The organism is Phytopseudomonas daroniae (genome assembly GCF_004327285.1).
GTDB lineage: Bacteria > Pseudomonadota > Gammaproteobacteria > Pseudomonadales > Pseudomonadaceae > Aquipseudomonas > Aquipseudomonas daroniae.
In genome coordinates, this window is the sequence record NZ_QJUI01000002.1 from 72,683 (window position 1) to 91,847 (window position 19,165).

Genomic DNA, 19,165 nt, shown 5'->3' on the forward strand with positions numbered 1-19,165 from the left:
GGCTGCAGTTGGTGGGCTGAAGCCCACCAACTGCGTACATACATTCTCGGTCATACCCCGAGGCTCTGAGCCCCCTAAAGCCCCGACCGCCCCGCCGCACCGAACACCTGCGTCCAGTAGATGGTCGCCTGGCTCTGCGGATTGCTGGCATAGGCGGCGCCCATGTCGCGAAAGTCCGGGTTCATCAGGTTGTAGCAGTGCGAGGGGCTGGCCAGCCAGCCTTCGACCACCTGTTGCGCGCGGCCCTGGCCAGCGGCGATGTTCTCGCCGATCACCGTCCAGGCATAGCCGGTTGCGGTCGCACGCGCACCCACCAGGCTGCGGTCGCTGCCCTGGTGGCTGAACAGGCTGTTCATCGCCATATCGCGGCTGTGGGCCAGCGCGGCCTGGCCGAGTGAATCATTCCAGTTCAGCGGTTCGGCGGCGTCGAACGGTTGGTCGCCACAACGCCGTGCGCTGCCCCGCGCCTCGTTGACGGCAGCGAGAATCGCCTTGCCTTCTTCCTGCCAGTCGCCAAGCCGAGCCGGCAACAGGGCGCGCCCCAGCACCACCTGCCAGCTATTGCCTTCGTGCAGTACGCCGACGTCGGCGAATTGCGCATCCAGCAACTGCGCACAGTACGACTGGCGCAACATGGCCATGGCTGCCTCGGCGCTGTCCGGCCACGTCACCCTGATCAATTGCACGGCCGCAGGTTGATAACCGGTCTGTTGCAGAGCCTGCTGCAACTGCTCGGATGAGCTCACCGTCTGGCCAGCCAGGCGCCGATCGGGCGCCAGCGGGCCTGCCGCCGGGCTGGGCTGGCCATCGCAGCCCTGGCCCGCTTCACGGTAATTGTTGATCAGCCTGGTCAGTTGCTCTGAATCATCGCCCCATGCGCTACCGGCGACACTCGCGCAAAGCAGCATCACCACAGCGGCCACTTGCCGAACGTGCTTGGGTGAATCCCTCATCCATGCTTCCTCTTAATCCGCACTGCCTATCTGTTCATGGACAATGGCTTGGGCCAAACGCTTCAGTGAATCGCCTGATCGAAGCGAAACCGCGTTAAACTCGACCCCATGATTGTGAACGAAACCACGCTTTCCCTCGACCCTATACCCCTGCTCGACAGCCTTGCCGGCACCGATAACCTGCTGATCATCCAGGATCTGGATGGTGTCTGCATGAGCCTGGTGCGCGACCCCCTCACCCGTGCCCTGGAACACCGCTACACCCTCGCAGTGCGCGATCTGGACGGGCATTTTCAAGTACTCACCAATGGTGAGCATATCGGTAATCGGGGCGTGAACGGCCTGGTCGAACGAGCCGTCGGCACGGCCCAGCAATGTTGCGAACAGGGTCTTTATCTGCCTGGACTGGCTGCTGGCGGCGTGCAAGTGCAGGATCGCTACGGACAGGTTTCACACCCGGGCGTCAGTGCCGAGGAGCTGGCGTTCCTGGCCACAGCGCCGCAACGCCTGAGCCAATCGCTCGCACGGCTACTGAGCCAACCACCCTACAACCTGGCCAAACCTGAGATCGACCGACTGCTGGCGAGCAGCGTGCTCGACAACCCGGTTTCGCCGACCCTCAACCTCAACGCCTTTTACCACCACTGGCACGGGCAACCGGCGCTCTACGCTCAGTTGCAGGCGGATGGCGCAGCCCTTGTGCAGCAGTTGCTCGACGATGCTGCCAGGCAGGGTCTGCAACACTCGTTTTTCATCCACTACGCCCCCAACCTTGGCCGCGATGCCGAAGGCCGTGAGCGTATGCGTCCTGCACAAGCCGGTAGCGCCGGCACCACAGATCTGCAATTCATGCTGCGCGGCGCCGTCAAGGAAGCCGGCGTTCTGGTGATCCTCAACCGCTTCTACTGGCAGCGCACGGGCGACTATCCCCTGGGCGAAGACTTCAACGTGCGCCAGGCGCCGACCGACACCCACGCGCTGCTGCAATTGGCCCGCGAGCGCTTCGACCCGCAGCATATGCCGCGCCTGGTCGGCGTCGGCGATACCCTGACCAGCTCACCACTCGATGCAGAGCACAGGGCCTGGCTGCGCGGCGGCAGCGATCGTGGCTTTCTCACCCTGGTACAAGAACTGGGCACGGCGTTCGGACAGGACAATCGTGTGCTGTACATCGACAGCAGCCGTGGCGAGGTGCAGCGTCCGGGGATCGACGCCAGCTACCTGCGTGACCATCCAGCGGATCCCTGGCCAGCCCTGGAAGGCATCACCGATGCCGACGATCCGCTACGCCTGGACAGCATTTTCGTCGGTGGCCCTGAGCAGTACATCGATTTCTTCTGCGCGCTGGCAAAAGCACGCCGCGGGCGCTGACAGCGAAAACTCGAGAACCTTTGTCACGGCTCCACGTCCGAAGTTCTGCGCTTTCGCTTTCATCGCCCGCAGAGAATCCCCACGTGACGCACTCCATTGACCGCGGTTATCGCTACCTTCTCAAGACCTTCGGCTATGTCGGCTGGTCGCTGTTCTGGCTACTGATCTGGGACATCATCGTCACCGTGGACTACATGCTGTTTCTGGAGCGCAAGATCAGCCTGCCATCCATGCCCCTGACCCTGCTCGGCTCTGCGCTGGTCGTGCTCATCAGCTTCCGCAACAGCAGCGCCTACAACCGCTGGTGGGAAGCGCGCACCATCTGGGGTGGGCTGATCAACAGCTCGCGCAGCCTCGCCCGCCAGGTGCTGACCCTGATCGACGATAACGACGACGGCAACCCGGTCAAAGCGGTTCTGCTACGCCGCCATGTCGCCTACATCAGAAGTTTGTCGGCAAGCCTGCGCAACGAGCCCTGCGCCGAGGAAGTCCGCGCCTTCGTGGCTGCCGACGAGTTCGAGCGGCGCCTGACCACCAACAACTTCCCCAACGACATTCTCAACGGCTCCGCCGCCATGCTGGCCAGTGAATACAAGGCCGGCCGCCTGGACAGCATCCGCCTGGCCCGGCTGGAGTCGACACTGGTCGATGTCTCCAACTGCCAGGGCGGCCTCGAGCGTATCGCCAACACGCCCCTGCCTTACCCCTACGTGTATTTCCCGCGTCTTTTCATCACCCTGTTCTGCGTGATCGTGCCCATCGGCCTGGTGGAAACCCTGGAATGGTTCACGCCGCTGGCGTCGACCGTGGTCGGCTTCATGCTGTTGGCGATCGAGCGGGTGGGCAGTGATCTGCAGAGCCCGTTCCAGGCCAGCGAGCACCAGATCCAGATGGATGCGCTGTGCGAGACCATCGAGAAGAACCTCGAATCGATGCAGCGCGATGCCCAGCGCGAACGTGACGGGCGACTCTTCGCCAGCTGACCATTCGGTCATTTTTCGGCGCAGTAGACGCATCGTTCGGGGCTTACAGATTTTTTGTAGTGACTATAAAAAATCACTACAAAACCTATTGACGACCTCTTCGCGCTTTTGCATGATGGGGTCGCCTCCCCTGACGGGAGCCCTGACAAGGGCACTTGGGCAAACTCGGTAACACCAGCCGAGCGTTCCACGATATGTACTGCCCACAAGGCAGATTGATGAAGTCGAGCGTCCTGCGAGGACGAGAGCGTTAGCGAGACATTGTCATGATGCCTGTGGCTGATCCTGCGGATCACCTGCATCCGGCCCCGTCTTCGCTGATTTCTCTCTCCCCTCATCGCCCGACCTCCGTTAGCCGCCGCTGCGTAGCGCTGCCTACACATCGCTACACGGTCATCGGCAGCACTCAAACGCCACGGGCAATGACGGCACCGCACTGCAAGCGGTCGCCCTAGACAGATCAGAGAATGAAGGGGTACACGCCATGAACCTGAACCAGAAACCGACCATTGAAGACCTCGCTCAACTGTTCGCCAAGCGCAAGGACAGCCTGGACAACCACATTCTGTGGGTGTGTGAATCGGGCGAAGTTCGCATCGACTGCCTGCCGGCGAACCAGGACGAACACGAGTTCGTCAGCCAACGCCCGAGCATGCGCACCCGTCTGCGCACCTATCGCCGCGGCCAGGGCTACGTAGGTCGCCGCGCCGCCGCCGACCGCGATTTCCTGGGCAACGTACTGCGCACCCTGGAACATGAGTGGACAGGCCAGCAAGCCAGGAAAGATCGCCTGCTCGACCGCTACTGCTGAAAAACTTCACCCGGTGGGCCACCTCGGCCCACCGCTTATACGAGACACCTGCACTGCTTCGCCCAGACATTCCCCTGTAAACTACCGCGCACTCCTGGAGGAGTCGTTCGTTACCGCGCAACGCGTGATGAACGCCAAGCCATCACACTGCCCTGACACCGGCAGTGCCTGCGAGAGCCAAGGTCAATGGACAACCTGTATCAAACGCCCAGCGCCCAACTGCTGGTCGAAGAACGCCCCCGCGACACCTTCTTCGTCACCTCCCCCACTAAACTCTATGTACTGTTCTTCATGACGCTCGGGTTCTACTCGATCTACTGGTCTTACAAACATTGGGATAGACAGCGGGCAGCCATGCGCCCGAAGAAGATCAACCCGGCAGCACGTTCGATCTTCCATATTTTCTTCATCCACTCACTGTGCCGGCTGATCCTCACACAGCTGCAGGCCAAGGGCCTGGGCGAGTGGAAGTATGGGCGCGTGGCGTGGCTTTACATTCTTCTGGTGTTCGCCAGCAATGGCCTTTCGCGTTTCGACAGTCAGGGCGGCGTTACCCTGGAAATCATGCTGCTGGCCGCTGGAACCATCCTGCCGGCGTGGCCGCTGTCGATCATTCAGGAGAAAGCCAACCTGGCCAGCGGCGATCCAGACGGCCAGAGCAACAACCGCTTCAGTGTTGCAAACCTGCTTTGCATGCTGCCGGGCATCCTGCTGTGGCTGTTGATCATCATCGGTTCCTACCTCTGAACATTCGGCTCGCCAGTTGCCTGGCTTGACGCCTCACGCGAAAGCCATCCAGTCGAGCCGATTGGTAGGCAACATCCGCAGCGACCGCTTTCTCAGCCAATAAAAAGCCCCGGCATCGGCCAGGGCTTTTTATTGGCGGTGCGGCAACGCTATCAGCGCTTGTCACCCTCAGACGGGTTGTTCAGATCCATCACGCTGGAAACTCGCTCCGGTGCTACAGGCGGCGCGGCTTCGACTTTAGCCTCAGGTTGAACGTCCGGCTGAGGTGCAGCCTGCTGTTCGGCCTTTTTCTTGCCAGACATGCGGCGCATCACCCAGCCGATCAGCAGAACGGGCAGGAACCACAGCTTCTTCAGCAGCACCAGCGCGGCAGCGAACAGGCCGACCTTGGCAGCCGCCTTGCCGGCGATCAGCGCACCGAGGCCATACGCCGCGACTTCGTCGAGATCCGGGTTGAAATCGGCGTAGCGGTTGCCGTCGTTGAAATCGGTCATGGCCAGCACTGCCGGCAGGTTCTCCTCGATCTGCGGCAGCTGATGCATGCCAGCGATGAAGTTCAGCACCAGCACACCTTTGCGCCCCAGCACACGGATGTTGTAGTTGAGGATGTGCTCATCGCTGTCGCCGAACTTCACTTCCTTGGCCCAGTGCAGCTTCTTGCCCTGCACGTCGTAATGCGGTTCGGACGCCCAGCCAACGATGGCGATGGGCTCGTAACCGTTTTCGGTGCGCCACTCGTTCTCGGTCTTGGCGCCATTTTGCAAATCCTTGAGCATGTCGGCGTAGTCGATATCCGCGGCATCCTCATCGGACACATAGCCGCTCTGCTCGTACTCCACGGTGACCGCCCAGGATTCGTCAGCCAAAGGCGATACGCTCTTGGGCAGGATCATACCCAGCGGCAGCTTGTCATCCGGCGGGTTGCCCCAGGCTTCTACCAGCACGCGCTCGGCGTCGGCGCCATCGAGGAACACCAGGTTTTCCGGAAGATCGAGGGTCGCCAGGTTGCTGCCGACAACCACTTTTCCGGAACGGAAGTTGAGACTGTCGAGAAACTGCTCCTCGCTGAGGTAGTCACCATCAGCGGTTTCGGCGGCGAGGGGTTCTTGCGCGTCCTGCGCGGCGGGTGCCTGGTCGGCCCAGGTCAGGGGAACTACCGTGGCCAACAGGCTGGCCAGCATCAACTCCTTGTACAACATGTAAAGCTCCATGAGATCGGCTGAGTTTCGGGCGCTAGCCTACCATCCATACTGGAATTATTTAGTAACTTCCCGTTATTTCTGGATACATCTCACAAAGCAGCGCCTGGATCGCAGGCTTGTCAGGCCCGCACGGTCAGCCGAACCAGATACAGAACCACCGGCCGAACGCCCATCACACATACGAACGCTACCGGCATCGCCAGTTGATAAGCCTCCAGCACCGCGGCCAGGTAACCATCGCTCAAGCCTCGGTTGGTGGCGGTGATTACCAGGCACATGAGAAACGCCATGATGCCGGACATGAAAAAGGCGAAGACGACCGGCGACAACCTGGCAGGCAGTTTCCAGTTTCGACGGCGGCGCAGAGTCGCTTCAGGCATGGGCAAATCCTTGGGTAAGAGGAACACCGCCAACTCGTGGCGAACCCGACCATTATCTCGAGGTTCCATTGCAGCGGGTAGCGGGCCACAGGTAAGGTCAGTACCAAGCAAACCTTATCAATCGAATCATCAGTTGAAAGCTTGACCATGGATACCCTGCGCGGCATCGAGAGCTTCGTGAAAGCGGTGGAAACCGGCAGTATCGCCGCGGGCGCTCGCCTGCTGGGCATCAGCGCCGCAGCGGCCAGCCAGAATATCGCCCGCCTGGAAGCCTCCCTCGGTGTGCGCCTGCTGACACGCACCACCCGTAGCCTGGCCCTCACGGAAAGTGGCGTGCTGTATTTCGAGCAGGTGCGCAATGTGCTGCGCGACCTTGAACTGGCGCGCAGCAATGCCACGCAACTGCATGACGATCCCCAGGGCCGGTTGCGTATCGCGGCCAGCGCCGCATTCGGCCGCTATGTGCTGGCGCCGCTGCTGCCGGCCTTCACCGCTCGTTATCCGCGCATCGCCTGCGAGCTGATCACCACGGATCGCAGCGTCAATCACATCCAGGAATCGGTGGATATCAGCATCCGTATCCCGCAGCAGTTGGAAGACGGGCTGGTAGCGCGGCATATCGCCAGCGTGCCGTCGATCTACTGCGCATCGCCAGCCTATTTGCAAAAAGCCGGTACGCCGGTCGCGCCCGAAGAACTGCGCGAGCATGACTGTCTGGCCTTCAAGGTCGCCGTGGACGGCCGCCTGATGCCCTGGCGATTCATGCGCGACGGGGTTCGCTTCGATGCGCAGATTCGCGTGGCGCTGATCAGCGATGATATCGATGTGCTCGCCAGAGTCGCCGCCAACGGTGGTGGCATCACGCGCCTGGCTGCCTTCGTCGCCGACCCCTACCTGGCGAGCGGCCACCTGCAGCAGTTATTCGCCGAGCCGCAGAAATCGGGCAGTCAGGCGCTTACCGAGCCTCTCGATTACTACCTGTGCGTGCGTGACCGCTACGAGCTGACGCCCAAGGTGCGTGCCTTCGTCGATCATCTGCATTACAACCTTCGCGACGATTGGCGGCCTTAGAACCTTCTCAAAGTCTGCTGCGCGTCGGCCATGCTGCGTTGAAATCGGGCTCAGAATGCTCATTTACAGCCAGTAAACTGCGCTTCTTCGCCCGATTTCGCCTTGCCTGGCTCTAGCTCGCGAGACATTGAACAGGTTCTTAACGAATTTGACTCGCCGAGTGAATCCGGTAGGCTCGGCAGCTCATTTGAACGGAGTGTTCCCCCATGGCCAAAGCCACTGCCCGCCACATCCTGGTTGCCACCGAAGAGAAGTGCAACGAACTGAAAGCTGCCATCGAAGGCGGTGCCGACTTCGCCCAGGTCGCCAAAGACAACTCCAGCTGCCCATCCAGCCGTGACGGCGGCAACCTCGGCTCGTTCGGCCCTGGCCAGATGGTCAAGGAATTCGACACTGTCGTATTCAGCGCTCCGGTCAACGTGGTTCAGGGCCCGGTGAAAACCCAGTTCGGTTATCACCTGCTCGAAGTGACCAGCCGCCAGGATTGATCACGCCGCGCCTGGTGCCAGTCCGGCACCAGGCCACTCTCTCGCTTTCACCGGCACGCCTGCCCAGGCGACAGAAAATGCCGGAACCGCCCCGCCACCGCACCACTCTATCGCTCCGGTAGTCCCCACCTTCCGCGAGGCCATGACATGAATCGGTTCTTCCAGGCCCTCGGCCTGCGTATTGGCGACTCGGCAAGACAGGCTCGCACGCCCAGCCAGAAGGCGCTGGGGCAATGCACTTGCGGCCAGCCGATCTTCTTCCGCAACAGCCAGTGCCTGGCCTGCCAGTCGCCCTTGGGCTTTGATCCCGAGCGGGGCCAGGTGGTCACGCTGATGGCCAGCGAGCAGACCGATGTATGGCGCGTGGAAGGCGATCCACAAGGCTGGCGCTACCGACGCTGCAACAACCTGCACACGGCTGCCGGCTGCAACTGGCTGCTACCGGCGATATACGGCCCCGGTCTATGCACCGCCTGCCAGCTCAACCGTACCATCCCCGATCTGTCGGTGCCGGACAACGATCGACGCTGGGCGCGCTTCGAAACCGCCAAACGCCGGCTGGTGGCGCAACTGCTGACCATGGGCCTGCCACTGATCAGCAAGAACGAAGACGAAACCCGCGGTCTGGCTTTCGATTTTCTTGGCCCGGACACCGATGGCCAGCAACCCACCACTGGCCACGCCAACGGTCTGATCACCCTGAACATCGCCGAAGCCGACGACGACGTACGCGAGCAGACGCGCATTCAGTTGCATGAGCCTTACCGCACCCTGCTCGGCCACTTCCGCCATGAGGTCGGTCATTACTACTGGGATCGGCTGATTGCCAACAGCCAATGGCTGAACGACTACCGCATGCTGTTCGGCGATGAGCGTGCCGACTACGGCGCCGCACTGCAGCGTCACTACGAACAGGGCGCGCCAGCCGACTGGCAGGCTTCCTTCGTCAGCGCCTACGCCACCATGCACCCATGGGAAGACTGGGCGGAAACCTGGGCTCACTATCTGCACATGATGGACACACTGGATACTGCCTTGAGCTTCGGCATGCGCGCCGGCGACGTGGAGTTGGAGTTCCGGCCCTTCACCCGAGCGGCGCTCTATGACCCGAATGACCCGCTGGCCGATGAATTCCTGCAGTTCGTCAATGCCTGGATCGAGCTGGCCGCCATGCTCAACGAACTGGCACGCAGCATGGGTCAGAAGGATCTCTACCCCTTCGTGCTGCCCGCGGCGGTCATCGGCAAGCTGCAGTTCATCCATCGGGTGATTCAGGCCGCGTCTCCCACCACTTGAACGCGGCCGGGCTGGACTATGCTGTTGGCGTCAACTTACGGAGTATCTGCCATGGCTGATCTTGAAAAACACGGCAGCTGCCTGTGCGGCGCCATCACCCTGACCCTGCACCTAGCCGAACCGACCATCAGCGCCTGCCATTGCGCGACATGCCGCAAATGGGGCGGAGGCCCGCTGTTGGTGGCCGAGGGCGAGGACGCCCATTTCACCGGTGAGCAGCACTTGCGCGTGTATGCCTCCTCAGACTGGGCAGAACGCGGATTCTGCGGCGAGTGCGGCAGCCATCTGTTCTATCGGCTCAAAAGTGGTGGGCTCTATGCCGTACCGGTGGGTGTGCTGGATGGCGACGAGACCTGGCACTTCGAGAGCCAGATATTCATCGACGCCAAACCTGGCTACTACTGCTTCGCCAACCAGACCCGGGAGCTCACCGGCGAGCAGGTGTTCGCCGAATTCGGACAGCCGTGATGCGACCTCAATCAGCATCCAGCGACGGCCCGATCATGGCCGCCAACTGCTCGTAGACTCCGGGCGCGGCGACCAGATACGGGTTGCCACCGAGCAATCCATCAGCGCGCAGAAAGTCGCTATGGCGCCCGCCGGCCTCACGTACCAACACCAGCCCTGCCAGGCAGTCCCAGCTTTTCAGGTGGGTTTCGTAGTAACCGATCAACCGTCCGGCAGCGACGTAGGCGGTCATCAAGGCGCCGGAGCCATTGCGCAGGAACATGCCGCCCTCGTCGAGCAGCGCGCTGATGAAGGGCAGGAAGTTTTCCTTTCCAGGCCGGTGAGTGGTACCGACACCGACCAGCCCTTCACGCACATGACCCGCCTCGTGGGCCGCCAGCGGCGTATCGTTGACGAACGCACCGCGGCCGATGAAGCCGTGGAACAGTTCATCGTGGTTGGGATCGGCGATTGCTCCGAGCAGCGGCTCACCATCCACCAGCAGGCCGATGGATACGCACCAGTTGTGCAGGCCATTGAGAAAGCACGCCGTGCCGTCGATGGGGTCGATCACCCAGATGCAGTGGGCCTGCAGACCAGCGCTGCCACCCTCCTCGCCAACGATGCCATCCTCGGGGAAATGCTCTGCAAGCTCGCCGCGAATGAAGGCTTCCACGTCCTGGTCGGCGATGCTCACCACGTCCTGCTGGTCATTACCCTTGTGCTGCACAGTCAGGCTGTTGCGCTGCGCGTAATAGGCCATGCCGCGCGCGGCCGCTTCCTGAGCCACGCGCTTGGCAAACGCGTAGCGAGCGGCCAGGCCGTCGTTGCGGTTGAATGTATCGTGGGGACTCGACATGCTCGGACACTCCTGAGTGACATTGGCAATCCGCCGACTTGCGATGCAGCGGCAACAGCCTCTACCCTGCGCGCTTCCTGATCGGGCTCCAGTGCAATGACCCTCGCCGACCTTCTGTTGTTCGCCATTCCAGCAGTCTTCCTCACCGGCCTTTCGAAAGGCGGCTTCGGTGGTGCCCTTGGCGGCATCGCGGTGCCGCTGCTGGCCCTGGCCACCTCGCCGATGCAGGCCGTAGCGGTGATGCTGCCGATACTCTGCCTGGCCGACGTGGTCGGGCTCAAGGCCTACTGGGGCAAATGGGACACGGCCAACCTCAAGATCATGTTGCCTGGCGCCCTGATCGGCATCGCCATCGGCTCGCTGACCTTCGAGTTGCTCAACGAGAACCTGATCGGCCTGCTGATCGGCCTCATCGCCATTTCCTTCGTACTGCTGGGGCTGCTGAAGACCGATCCGTCACCGCGCCCGCTGCAACCCAAGCGTGGCCTGATCCTCTCGTCCCTGGCTGGTTTCACCAGCTTCGTCGCCCATGCTGGCGGGCCGCCGGTGATGATGCACCTGCTGCCGCAACAGTTGGACAAGCTGCGCTACGTGGCCACCATCAACCTGTTCTTCCTGCTGACCAACGCCATGAAGCTGATTCCCTATACCTGGCTCGGTCAATTCACCCGGGAGAACCTGCTGCTCAGCCTGATGCTCGCGCCCATCGTGCCGCTCGGCGTGTGGACGGGCCTGTGGCTGCAGTCGCGCATCAACCACACCTGGTTCTACCGCATCGCCCGGTTGGGCATGCTGGTGGCAGGGCTTCAGCTGATCTGGAAGAACATCTGACAGGCCGAGGGCTATAACGCCGACAACGTACGGTACTCGTCGTGCGCGTGCTGGTCGGTCATGCCACTGATGAAATCCTGCAGCAACCGGCAGCGGTGATAGAACTCCCAGGCTGCATTGTCCGCCTCGCCGCACTCGCGCACGGCCTGACGATAGGCCTTGAGCAACTGACTCGGCAGGCGTCGCACCAGCATCTGCAGGTGAGCCTCACGGCGGCAGCGGCCTTCGGTCAGCTCCAGAAAGGTCTCGGCATCGACCCGCAGCAATGCGCCATAGTTGTCCAGCAGCCCCTGGATGATCCGGTAGCCCTGTAACTGCAAGGTTTCCACCTCGCGGTGGCAGAACACCCGCGCCATGGCCACATCCTTGAAGGTCTGCACGATGGCATGAGGCAGGCTGTCGTCCTCGATCAGCGCGCGATCCAGGGTACCGCTGTGAACCGCTTCGATATTGTCGATGAACTGGCGCGCCGCGTGCTGCACCAGCGGATGGATCATGCTGACCCGCAGCTTGACGAAAAACTCGCCAGCCTTGTTGATCTCTTCGTGGTGATAGCTTTCCAGCGCCTGTTCGACCAGAGCGCGAAACGAATGACGCGAACCGGGAATCCGTGCATCGGGTGATTGCAGCTTTTCGAACGTGTCGATAAGTAGAGGCGCCAGTTCGGCTACACCGAGGATGCCCTTCTCCACCGAATCCTCGATGTCGGCCAGACAATAAGAGATGTCGTCAGCCGCCTCCATGATGTAGGCCACCGGATGGCGGGTGCCAGGTTGTTGGCCAAGCGTCCGCTGCAGACCCGCGACGAAGTCTTCCTCGGAGAGATAGAACCCCGGTTTCTTGTTCAGGTAGGCATTGACGGTGCCCTTGGCCGGTTTCGGCTGATAGGCGGGGCGCAGGTACTTGAGCAGGCCGGCGGTCTGGGTGTAAGTCAGCCGCAACCGCTGCAGGTTGACCACCAGCCGCACGGCCTGGGCATTGCCTTCGAAATTGCGCAGGTCGGCGCGCATCCGCTGGTGCAGCTCACCGTTGTCCGGCGGTTGTGGCAGCGCCACGGCGAACAGCCCGTCGAGCGCGCGATCGAACCACTCGCCGATGGCGAATTCGCCAAAGTGGCCGAATGGCGGATTACCGATGTCATGCATCAGACAGGTCATTTCCACCAGGCTTTCCAGCGCGCCCTGCAGACCGTCCAGGCCGTAATCGGCATCACGATCACCCAACTGGGCATAAAGCGTGCGGACAATGAAGCGCCCGGTCTGCTGCACTTCCATGGAGTGGGTCAGGCGGCTGCGCACCGCCGCGTTGCGCTCCAGGGGAAACACCTGGGTACGCTGCTGCAGACGGCGGATGGCGGCGGAGTTGATGATGCGCCCGCGGTCGCTTTCGAAGGCGTAGAGCAGATCGACATCGGCCACGCTGCCCATTTGATCGCCAGGGCGCAAGGCACAGATCCTGTCTTTGAAATTCACCACTGGGGGCATCGCTAGAGTCTCGACCAGGCGCAGAAACCGCGAGACTAACGCGCAGGGGACGGTTTACCAAGCACCTGCGCATGGAGAGAATGGGCAATCAGTCCATCTACTTGCATGAGACCTCGACATGAGCCGCGCCGACTTTCACCAGCAGCGAGCCGAACAGGCCACCGCCGAGGCCCAGCGCCTGCTGGCACAACAGGCGATCCTCGGGGCCGGCTGGCTGACCTGGGTCGCCAGCGAACTCTACAAGCTGTCGCCTCCAGAGTACGCGGCCATGGTCAGACGTGAGCTGCAACGCCTGACGTCGTCCTGAGAGCGTTTTAGCTACGCCAGCTTGCTCCCGTGCAGGCGCACGTTGAGCTCATCGACCACTGGCGCCCATTCGGCGTCTTCAAGCAGCTCTTCTTTCAGAAACGCCGCCTGGGATTCGTTCCAGAACGGCGCCTCGGACACCTTGACCTCGTCGGGCAACGGATAGTGCTCGGCAATGAAGGCGTCGATGCTGGCCGGGTCGGACTCCAGCCCCAGTTGCTCGAACAAGGTACCAAGGTCTTTGTTGGGAAGTTCCATGGGGGTCTCCATCAGGTTGGTCGGTTTTCATGCACCTGCTGAGTAGAGCGACGTTCACGAACGACAGTTCAACCTCTCCGGCCCGCGGTTCAAGGGCTGCTCGCCCCCGTTATCGACTATGGTTGAAACCAACAGCCATGATTGGGGAAGCACCATGAGCACCCGAGCTTCATGCCGCACCGCGCTTTTTCTGTCCGCCATCGCCCTGCTGCTCACCGCCTGCGCCGGCTCGCAGACGCCTTCGGCCGATAAACCCGAACGGATCGGGCGTGCCCAGGATCTCTACGAATTGCCGCTGGCCTACCAGCCCGGCACCTACCGGCATATGGACGAACTGTTCTTTACCCGTACCGTGCCCCGCGGTACGCAGGTCTATCCACTACCGGCCCGCACCGAAGTGCCCGTGCAATACAGCGTCGATGGCCAGTCGCTTGGCACCGAGGCGTTCATGCGGCGCAATCAGGTAGGCGGCCTGCTGATCATCAAGGACGGCAAGATCGCCCTGGAAAAGTATGCGATGGGCAACGACGCCAGTACCCGCTGGACATCCTTCAGTGTAGTCAAATCGATTTCCTCGACCCTGGTCGGTGCCGCCGTGCAACAGGGCAGGATCGCCAGCGTGAAAGATCCGCTGACCCGCTATCTGCCGCAGCTCAAGGGCGGCGCCTACGACGGCGTGAGCGTCGAGCAGCTGTTGCAGATGAGCTCGGGCGCAGCCTGGGATGAAACCTACCGCGACCCGCAGTCCGACCGGCGCCGCATGTTCGAACTGCAACTGGCCAACAACCCCGGGGCCCTGCTCAAGCAGATGTCCAGCCTCAAGAAAGCCCACGCACCGGGCACCGTATTCACCTACAGCACCGGCGAATCGCATCTGCAGAGCGAACTGATTCACGCAGCGACCGGCATGACCACCAGCGACTACCTCTCCGAACGGATCTGGGCACGCCTGGGCATGGAGCGCGACGCCTTCTGGCAGCTGGACAGCCGGGCCGGCCAGGAGATCGGCAGCAGCGGTCTGTCCGCGACGCTGCGCGATTACGGGCGCTTCGGCCAGTTCATCCTCGATGACGGGGTGATCGACGGCGAACGCATCCTGCCCGCCGGTTGGTTGGCGAGCGCCACCCGCGCGACGCCAGGCTCGCACCTGGAGCCCGGCAAACTGTATGACGGTGAGTACGCACTCGGCTATGGCTACCAGTGGTGGCTGTTCCCGACAGGTGCCGCAGCCCTGCCGGAACACGATGGAGGCGCCTTCGAGGCCCAGGGCATCTTCGGGCAATTCCTCTACATCAACCCCAGAGAAAAGGTCGTGGCGGTGGTCTGGAGCACCTGGCCGAAGCCGGAAATGGATGAACGAGAAATGGAGACCTATGCCTTCATAGGCGCAGCGGTGAAGGCACTACGCTGATCGAACCAGTGTGCGGGATTCACGAAGATCGTCGATTGGGCGAACCCGGCGACGCCGTGCTGGTCGATACATCAGATTTGCCTGAGGGATACCTATGATTGATTGCCGACATGGCGTTGGCTGCTTGCTGCTAAGCCTGATGCTCGCTGGCTGCGCCTCGACTTCCTGCGACGAGCCCCTGAGTGGCGACAGCTGCCGCGACCGCCAACTGCTCTACCAGAACGATATGCTGCAGGCCAAGATGCTGGTGGTGTCCGGCGATATGGAAAACCACGAGCTGGCCAACGCCCTGCTGCGTCGCGCCGAAAGCGAAGACACGCTCGGGGAGGTAGCGTTCTACCAGGCGATTCTGATGATCCGCGAAGGCCCACAAACCGACGAGGTGCTGAGCAAGCTGGAGGCTGCCGCCAAGCATGAACAGCCCTACGCCGTGGCGCTGCTCTATAAAGTCTGGTCAGAACCCTATCTGGTCGACGAGGCCGACCCTATCCGAGCCGAAGAGTATCGTGCCGACTACGCTGAGCTGGACGTAGCCAAAAGCGGCTATCCGTCCTTCGAAAAGGCGCTGGAGCTGGTCAATCAGCTAGTGCAGATGCCCTAAAACAATTTGCAGGGTGCCAGCGCGGCGGGGACGGATTAAAATCCGCCACCAGATTCGTCGCGCAGCCCTTCCAGCCAGTCGAAGGCTGCGCCAAGCCATCATCCGCATAGTCGAGAGAACAGACATGGGCGCACAGTGGAAAGCCAAACCTAAAGAAGCCGCCGCCAACGCCAGGGGCAAGATTTTCGGTCGCCTGGTCAAGGAGATCATGGTCTGCGCGCGTAACGGCGCCGATCCGGACATGAACCCCAAGCTGCGCCTGGCCATCCATCAGGCCAAGAAAGCCTCGATGCCCAAGGAAACCCTGGATCGCGCGATCAAGAAAGGCGCGGGGCTGAGCGGCGAGACGGTCAACTTCGAACGCACCACCTACGAAGGCTTCGCGCCGCACCAGGTGCCGCTGATCGTCGAATGCCTGACCGACAACATTAATCGCACCGTGGCGGAGATTCGCGTGCTGTTCCGCAAGGGCCAGCTCGGCAGCAGCGGCTCGGTAGCCTGGGATTTCGACCATGTCGGGCTGATCGAGGCTTCCAGCGACAGCGGCGCCGATCCAGAGCTGGCCGCAATCGAAGCCGGCGCCCAGGATTTCGACGAAGCCGATGAAGGCAACACCCTGTTCATCACCGAACCGACCGATCTCGACCTGGTCAGCCGCGCGCTGCCGGAACAGGGCTTCACGGTGAACTCGGCCAACCTTGGCTACCGCCCGAAAAACCCGGTCGCGGGCCTGACGCCCGAGCAACGCGAAGAAGTCGAAGCCTTCCTGGAAGCCATCGACAACCATGACGACGTGCAGAACGTCTATGTGGGTCTGTCGGGCTAAACAAGGCGAATTGCGGCAATCCATCACGGTATTGCCGCAATAACCCGGTATACTGTCCGGCTTCCTTCTTTGCTGATCAATCGCAGAGCGGAATATCGCCGCACAGGAGCTGCATCTTGCACAAGTTACTCGTTCTCGCCGCCTGCTTAATGCTCGGAGCTTGCAGCGGCGTGTCTCCGTCGTCTTCGCTGCCGTCCGCAGCGGCCGACCAAAGCAATATCGTTCGCAGCAACCTGGAGGCGATCCACAACGCCCAGGTCGTTCCGCTGCCACTCAATCCGCATGCCGATCTACCCCACGGCAAAGCCGACAACGCGAACATGCAGTTCGGCAGCTCGCTGTCCAACTACCGCGTGTATTCCCTGCAGTTGAAGCAGGGCGAGCGCTATCGCCTCAACGTCAACTCGCTGTGCGATCACACCTGCATGGGCATCAACAAGTTCGCCCTGAAACCGCGCGCGATCCTGATGGATGCCTACGGCACGGTAATCCCCAACAAGCCCGCACGCCCTTCGACCGTGATCGGCATGACCACCCTGGGCTGGGATGGCGAAGCACCGGAAGATGGCACCTACTACCTGCTCGTGGCCGCCGACAAGGAAGACATCGGCCGCACCATCGTCATCGACGATGTATGGATCAACAACTCGCCGCTGATGGCGGTGAAAGTCAGCCTGCTCGACGACCTGCAGCCAAAGAATCTGCACTGATCCATGCCCCCACGTACCCTGCATATCGCAGCAGCCTGCCTGTTCGATGAAACGGGCCGCCTGCTGCTGGTGCGCAAGCGCGATACACGAATGTTCATGCTGCCCGGCGGCAAACGTGATGAGGGCGAAACACCGCTGCAGACGCTGGTGCGCGAACTCCACGAAGAGCTGGATCTGCATCTGCCCGAGACGGCGTTCACGCCGCTGGGCCATTTCAGCGAAGTCGCCGCGAACGAAGCGGATACACGGGTCGAGGCCGATATCTTCAGAGCTCTGCTCCCACACCCTGTACTGCCCGCAGCCGAACTGGAAGAGCTGCGCTGGCTGAGGGCTTTCGACTCGCGAACGGACGATCTGGCGCCGCTTCTACGCCGTCACGTTCTGCCACTGATCTGGCCAAGCGCCTGAACGTACGAATTTCCTGTTTGAGCTGAAGCAGCGATAGCCACTATCGAAGCGAATGATTTCTTCCGGCAGCAGCCAGTGAATAGCCTATGAAGCATACAAACGGCCTCGTTCACAGGTGCTCCCATGCAACGCTCCCTACTCCTCCTGCTCACGGTTTTCACCCTGCTCCTCACCGGCTGTGCCAGCCCGCAATCGGCAGCCGAACGCCCCTATACGGACGCCGAGGTCAAGCAATTCGCCCTGGAAATGCTCAGCCGTAGCGGCCTGCCCTACGAAGATTACGAGAAAATCCGCAGCGCCCTGCAGGCGCCCAACTACCGGGTATCCAACTCGATTCGTGATGTCGATCCAGCTCATGGCATTGATCCCGAAGGCTGAGTGCATCAGGTTGATCGACAGACTCGGCTCGCGTGAAGAGCGCCAGCGCCTGCGACCAGGTATCCACTGAGCCCCTGCCTTGTCGCGACGATTCGTTGATCTGTGGCAAGGCCCTTGCGCGTCCTGTCCGTAGCCTGTGGTGATCCGCTCCATATCCGCGAGGATTCACCATGGCTATCACTTCTGCCGACATCTGCGCCGCCGCCGACCAGCTGCAAGGGTTCGTCGGCTTCAACGTCAAGACCGCCCGGCATATCGTGCGTTTCAGCGAAGACTCCTTCGGCCTCGACATCGCCGAGGACAGCATCATGCCGACCAGTGAGTTCGTCTGGATCGCTGGCGACGCTCCCGAGCTGATGACCCTCAAACGCGACCGACTGCAGCTGTTGCTCGACCTGCGTATCGATGAAAGTCTGAATATCGGCGAGCCGTTACGCATATACCTGCGTCGCGAGGATCTGCCGGAAATCAGTGCCGAACGACATCTGCAACCGACAGCCTGATCGGACGCGCCACGCTGGTCTCGCTCGCGCCTGCAACTTAGACTGGCCGGCCCATCAGTGCCAGCCGACTGCCATGCCCCTGCTCTGCCTACTGCCTGATCATCTGCGCCCGCTGGCGGACAAGTTCTATCGCAGCCACCGCTCCGCCATGCGTACCCGCAGCGACCATCAGGTCTGGGTCGCCAGGGACGGCGAAATCGTTGCCGCACTCTGTCTGCAAGCGGCGGCTCATGGCCAGTGGCTGACCAGCCTGCTGGTCGCACCAGCCCGGCGCCAACAGGGCCTGGCCAGCGCCCTGATCGATGCAGCGCTGAACGCGGCAGACAAGCCTACCTGGCTGTTCTGCCATCCCGACCTGCAGCCCTTCTACGAGCGCCTGGGCTTTCGGGCCTGTGTCGACTTGCCCGCGCCGCTGGCCGAGCGCCTGGCTCGCTACCGGCGTACCAAGACATTGGACGCCATGGTGCGCTGAGCAGTACCGCCCATCCTGGCTTAGAACCTGTTCACGATCTGTCGACGAAATTCCATGTGCAATGACCGCAAAGTGGCGAAGCAGCCTGTCGTAGGGTGGACGACGCTTGCCTACGCGGCCCGATCCGTCCACCGCTCTGCAATCGCAATGGTGGATGAAAAGAGCGTCAGCTACGCGCCCCGATCCACCCTACGGGGTGAGCGTCCGCTTCCGCCTTATTGCCGTCGATCCATAGGGATACGGGTTCCCAAGTACACAAAGACCATGAACAGTCTCTCAGACTCTTATCTGCAAGCAACCTGCTTGCAGCTATCGAGTACGCGCATGCCCACAGCGCTGAACGAAAGCATCATGGCTACTCACGTGAAG

Annotated in this window: 24 protein-coding genes; 18 read left to right on the forward strand and 6 right to left on the reverse strand. The window is 61.7% G+C overall.

Features of this window, described 5'->3' with window-relative positions:
• Positions 1–74: 74 nt before the first annotated feature.
• Complete coding sequence (locus DNK06_RS02125) at positions 75–953, reverse strand: CAP domain-containing protein (RefSeq protein WP_131178406.1); 879 nt, start codon at positions 951–953, stop codon at positions 75–77.
• Positions 954–1,061: 108 nt separating this feature from the next.
• On the opposite strand from DNK06_RS02125, the gene stpA reads away from it, so the two are divergent.
• The 4 genes from stpA (at position 1,062) to DNK06_RS02145 (ending at position 4,865) form a co-directional block, all read left to right on the forward strand.
• On the forward strand, positions 1,062–2,324 hold the full coding sequence (gene stpA, locus DNK06_RS02130) for a glucosylglycerol 3-phosphatase (protein ID WP_131178407.1): 1,263 nt from the start codon (positions 1,062–1,064) through the stop codon (positions 2,322–2,324).
• Positions 2,325–2,407: 83 nt separating this feature from the next.
• Positions 2,408–3,307, forward strand: coding sequence for a bestrophin family protein (locus tag DNK06_RS02135; protein ID WP_131178408.1), 900 nt, complete (start codon positions 2,408–2,410; stop codon positions 3,305–3,307).
• A 484-nt stretch (positions 3,308–3,791) separates the two neighbouring features.
• A complete protein-coding gene (locus tag DNK06_RS02140; RefSeq protein ID WP_131178409.1) occupies positions 3,792–4,118 on the forward strand; it encodes a hypothetical protein in 327 nt (108 codons plus the stop codon).
• 186 nt (positions 4,119–4,304) lie between these two features.
• Entirely contained in the window at positions 4,305–4,865 is a 561-nt protein-coding gene (locus DNK06_RS02145) for an MFS transporter permease (protein WP_131178410.1), read from the forward strand.
• 152 nt (positions 4,866–5,017) lie between these two features.
• Here DNK06_RS02145 and DNK06_RS02150 read toward each other — a convergent pair whose 3' ends face one another.
• Positions 5,018–6,064 (reverse strand): DUF2167 domain-containing protein, encoded by a 1,047-nt coding sequence (locus DNK06_RS02150; protein WP_131178411.1) that lies wholly within the window; start codon positions 6,062–6,064, stop codon positions 5,018–5,020.
• A 122-nt stretch (positions 6,065–6,186) separates the two neighbouring features.
• Positions 6,187–6,447: a DUF2798 domain-containing protein gene (locus DNK06_RS02155; protein WP_131178412.1), complete on the reverse strand. Its 261-nt coding sequence runs from the start codon at positions 6,445–6,447 to the stop codon at positions 6,187–6,189.
• A 147-nt stretch (positions 6,448–6,594) separates the two neighbouring features.
• Between DNK06_RS02155 and DNK06_RS02160 the strand changes: the two genes are divergently transcribed.
• The 4 genes from DNK06_RS02160 (at position 6,595) to DNK06_RS02175 (ending at position 9,770) form a co-directional block, all read left to right on the forward strand.
• The gene (locus tag DNK06_RS02160) at positions 6,595–7,518 is read left to right on the forward strand and encodes a LysR family transcriptional regulator (protein ID WP_131178413.1); all 924 of its coding nucleotides are present in this window, start codon (positions 6,595–6,597) and stop codon (positions 7,516–7,518) included.
• Between the two features lie 206 nt (positions 7,519–7,724).
• On the forward strand, positions 7,725–8,006 hold the full coding sequence (locus tag DNK06_RS02165; protein WP_070886824.1) for a peptidylprolyl isomerase: 282 nt from the start codon (positions 7,725–7,727) through the stop codon (positions 8,004–8,006).
• Between the two features lie 147 nt (positions 8,007–8,153).
• Positions 8,154–9,302, forward strand: coding sequence for a zinc-binding metallopeptidase family protein (locus DNK06_RS02170; RefSeq protein ID WP_131178414.1), 1,149 nt, complete (start codon positions 8,154–8,156; stop codon positions 9,300–9,302).
• Between the two features lie 51 nt (positions 9,303–9,353).
• The gene (locus DNK06_RS02175) at positions 9,354–9,770 is read left to right on the forward strand and encodes a GFA family protein (protein WP_131178415.1); all 417 of its coding nucleotides are present in this window, start codon (positions 9,354–9,356) and stop codon (positions 9,768–9,770) included.
• Positions 9,771–9,777: 7 nt separating this feature from the next.
• On the opposite strand, the gene DNK06_RS02180 is transcribed toward DNK06_RS02175, so the two are convergent.
• A complete protein-coding gene (locus DNK06_RS02180) occupies positions 9,778–10,608 on the reverse strand; it encodes an inositol monophosphatase family protein (protein ID WP_131178416.1) in 831 nt (276 codons plus the stop codon).
• Positions 10,609–10,704: 96 nt separating this feature from the next.
• On the opposite strand from DNK06_RS02180, the gene DNK06_RS02185 reads away from it, so the two are divergent.
• Positions 10,705–11,439 carry a sulfite exporter TauE/SafE family protein gene (locus DNK06_RS02185; RefSeq protein WP_131178417.1) on the forward strand — a complete coding sequence of 245 codons (735 nt, stop codon included), beginning with the start codon at positions 10,705–10,707 and terminating at the stop codon, positions 11,437–11,439.
• Between the two features lie 11 nt (positions 11,440–11,450).
• Here the strand turns inward: DNK06_RS02185 and dgt are convergent, their stop codons facing one another.
• Positions 11,451–12,923, reverse strand: coding sequence for a dGTPase (gene dgt / locus DNK06_RS02190; RefSeq protein WP_131178418.1), 1,473 nt, complete (start codon positions 12,921–12,923; stop codon positions 11,451–11,453).
• Positions 12,924–13,041: 118 nt separating this feature from the next.
• Between dgt and DNK06_RS02195 the strand changes: the two genes are divergently transcribed.
• Entirely contained in the window at positions 13,042–13,230 is a 189-nt protein-coding gene (locus DNK06_RS02195) for a hypothetical protein (protein ID WP_131178419.1), read from the forward strand.
• Positions 13,231–13,241: 11 nt separating this feature from the next.
• Here the strand turns inward: DNK06_RS02195 and DNK06_RS02200 are convergent, their stop codons facing one another.
• On the reverse strand, positions 13,242–13,487 hold the full coding sequence (locus tag DNK06_RS02200; RefSeq protein WP_131178420.1) for a DUF2789 domain-containing protein: 246 nt from the start codon (positions 13,485–13,487) through the stop codon (positions 13,242–13,244).
• 154 nt (positions 13,488–13,641) lie between these two features.
• Between DNK06_RS02200 and DNK06_RS02205 the strand changes: the two genes are divergently transcribed.
• The 8 genes from DNK06_RS02205 to DNK06_RS02240 all read left to right on the forward strand — a co-directional run bounded on the left by DNK06_RS02205 (position 13,642) and on the right by DNK06_RS02240 (position 18,796).
• Complete coding sequence (locus tag DNK06_RS02205) at positions 13,642–14,898, forward strand: serine hydrolase domain-containing protein (RefSeq protein WP_131178421.1); 1,257 nt, start codon at positions 13,642–13,644, stop codon at positions 14,896–14,898.
• Positions 14,899–14,992: 94 nt separating this feature from the next.
• A complete protein-coding gene (locus DNK06_RS02210; RefSeq protein WP_131178422.1) occupies positions 14,993–15,499 on the forward strand; it encodes a hypothetical protein in 507 nt (168 codons plus the stop codon).
• Positions 15,500–15,623: 124 nt separating this feature from the next.
• The gene (locus DNK06_RS02215) at positions 15,624–16,325 is read left to right on the forward strand and encodes a YebC/PmpR family DNA-binding transcriptional regulator (protein WP_131178423.1); all 702 of its coding nucleotides are present in this window, start codon (positions 15,624–15,626) and stop codon (positions 16,323–16,325) included.
• Between the two features lie 116 nt (positions 16,326–16,441).
• Positions 16,442–17,035, forward strand: coding sequence for a hypothetical protein (locus DNK06_RS02220; RefSeq protein ID WP_131178424.1), 594 nt, complete (start codon positions 16,442–16,444; stop codon positions 17,033–17,035).
• Positions 17,036–17,038: 3 nt separating this feature from the next.
• The gene (locus DNK06_RS02225) at positions 17,039–17,443 is read left to right on the forward strand and encodes an NUDIX hydrolase (RefSeq protein ID WP_131178425.1); all 405 of its coding nucleotides are present in this window, start codon (positions 17,039–17,041) and stop codon (positions 17,441–17,443) included.
• A gap of 123 nt (positions 17,444–17,566) precedes the next feature.
• Positions 17,567–17,821, forward strand: coding sequence for a hypothetical protein (locus tag DNK06_RS02230; RefSeq protein WP_131178426.1), 255 nt, complete (start codon positions 17,567–17,569; stop codon positions 17,819–17,821).
• A gap of 170 nt (positions 17,822–17,991) precedes the next feature.
• Complete coding sequence (locus DNK06_RS02235; protein ID WP_131178427.1) at positions 17,992–18,324, forward strand: DUF2025 family protein; 333 nt, start codon at positions 17,992–17,994, stop codon at positions 18,322–18,324.
• 73 nt (positions 18,325–18,397) lie between these two features.
• Positions 18,398–18,796, forward strand: coding sequence for a GNAT family N-acetyltransferase (locus DNK06_RS02240; RefSeq protein WP_131178428.1), 399 nt, complete (start codon positions 18,398–18,400; stop codon positions 18,794–18,796).
• The last annotated feature ends 369 nt before the right edge of the window (positions 18,797–19,165 follow it).

Coding starts and splice junctions, on each gene's coding strand:
- DNK06_RS02160 (WP_131178413.1), top strand. CDS start 6,595: ATGGATACCCTGCGCGGCATCGAGAGCTTCGTGAAAGCGGTGGAAACC.
- DNK06_RS02175 (WP_131178415.1), top strand. CDS start 9,354: ATGGCTGATCTTGAAAAACACGGCAGCTGCCTGTGCGGCGCCATCACC.
- DNK06_RS02200 (WP_131178420.1), bottom strand. CDS start 13,487: ATGGAACTTCCCAACAAAGACCTTGGTACCTTGTTCGAGCAACTGGGG.
- DNK06_RS02195 (WP_131178419.1), top strand. CDS start 13,042: ATGAGCCGCGCCGACTTTCACCAGCAGCGAGCCGAACAGGCCACCGCC.
- DNK06_RS02165 (WP_070886824.1), top strand. CDS start 7,725: ATGGCCAAAGCCACTGCCCGCCACATCCTGGTTGCCACCGAAGAGAAG.
- DNK06_RS02150 (WP_131178411.1), bottom strand. CDS start 6,064: ATGTTGTACAAGGAGTTGATGCTGGCCAGCCTGTTGGCCACGGTAGTT.
- DNK06_RS02215 (WP_131178423.1), top strand. CDS start 15,624: ATGGGCGCACAGTGGAAAGCCAAACCTAAAGAAGCCGCCGCCAACGCC.
- DNK06_RS02140 (WP_131178409.1), top strand. CDS start 3,792: ATGAACCTGAACCAGAAACCGACCATTGAAGACCTCGCTCAACTGTTC.
- DNK06_RS02170 (WP_131178414.1), top strand. CDS start 8,154: ATGAATCGGTTCTTCCAGGCCCTCGGCCTGCGTATTGGCGACTCGGCA.
- dgt (WP_131178418.1), bottom strand. CDS start 12,923: ATGCCCCCAGTGGTGAATTTCAAAGACAGGATCTGTGCCTTGCGCCCT.
- DNK06_RS02235 (WP_131178427.1), top strand. CDS start 17,992: ATGGCTATCACTTCTGCCGACATCTGCGCCGCCGCCGACCAGCTGCAA.
- DNK06_RS02225 (WP_131178425.1), top strand. CDS start 17,039: ATGCCCCCACGTACCCTGCATATCGCAGCAGCCTGCCTGTTCGATGAA.
- DNK06_RS02205 (WP_131178421.1), top strand. CDS start 13,642: ATGAGCACCCGAGCTTCATGCCGCACCGCGCTTTTTCTGTCCGCCATC.
- DNK06_RS02155 (WP_131178412.1), bottom strand. CDS start 6,447: ATGCCTGAAGCGACTCTGCGCCGCCGTCGAAACTGGAAACTGCCTGCC.
- DNK06_RS02180 (WP_131178416.1), bottom strand. CDS start 10,608: ATGTCGAGTCCCCACGATACATTCAACCGCAACGACGGCCTGGCCGCT.
- DNK06_RS02145 (WP_131178410.1), top strand. CDS start 4,305: ATGGACAACCTGTATCAAACGCCCAGCGCCCAACTGCTGGTCGAAGAA.
- stpA (WP_131178407.1), top strand. CDS start 1,062: ATGATTGTGAACGAAACCACGCTTTCCCTCGACCCTATACCCCTGCTC.
- DNK06_RS02230 (WP_131178426.1), top strand. CDS start 17,567: ATGCAACGCTCCCTACTCCTCCTGCTCACGGTTTTCACCCTGCTCCTC.
- DNK06_RS02185 (WP_131178417.1), top strand. CDS start 10,705: ATGACCCTCGCCGACCTTCTGTTGTTCGCCATTCCAGCAGTCTTCCTC.
- DNK06_RS02240 (WP_131178428.1), top strand. CDS start 18,398: ATGCCCCTGCTCTGCCTACTGCCTGATCATCTGCGCCCGCTGGCGGAC.
- DNK06_RS02125 (WP_131178406.1), bottom strand. CDS start 953: ATGAGGGATTCACCCAAGCACGTTCGGCAAGTGGCCGCTGTGGTGATG.
- DNK06_RS02210 (WP_131178422.1), top strand. CDS start 14,993: ATGATTGATTGCCGACATGGCGTTGGCTGCTTGCTGCTAAGCCTGATG.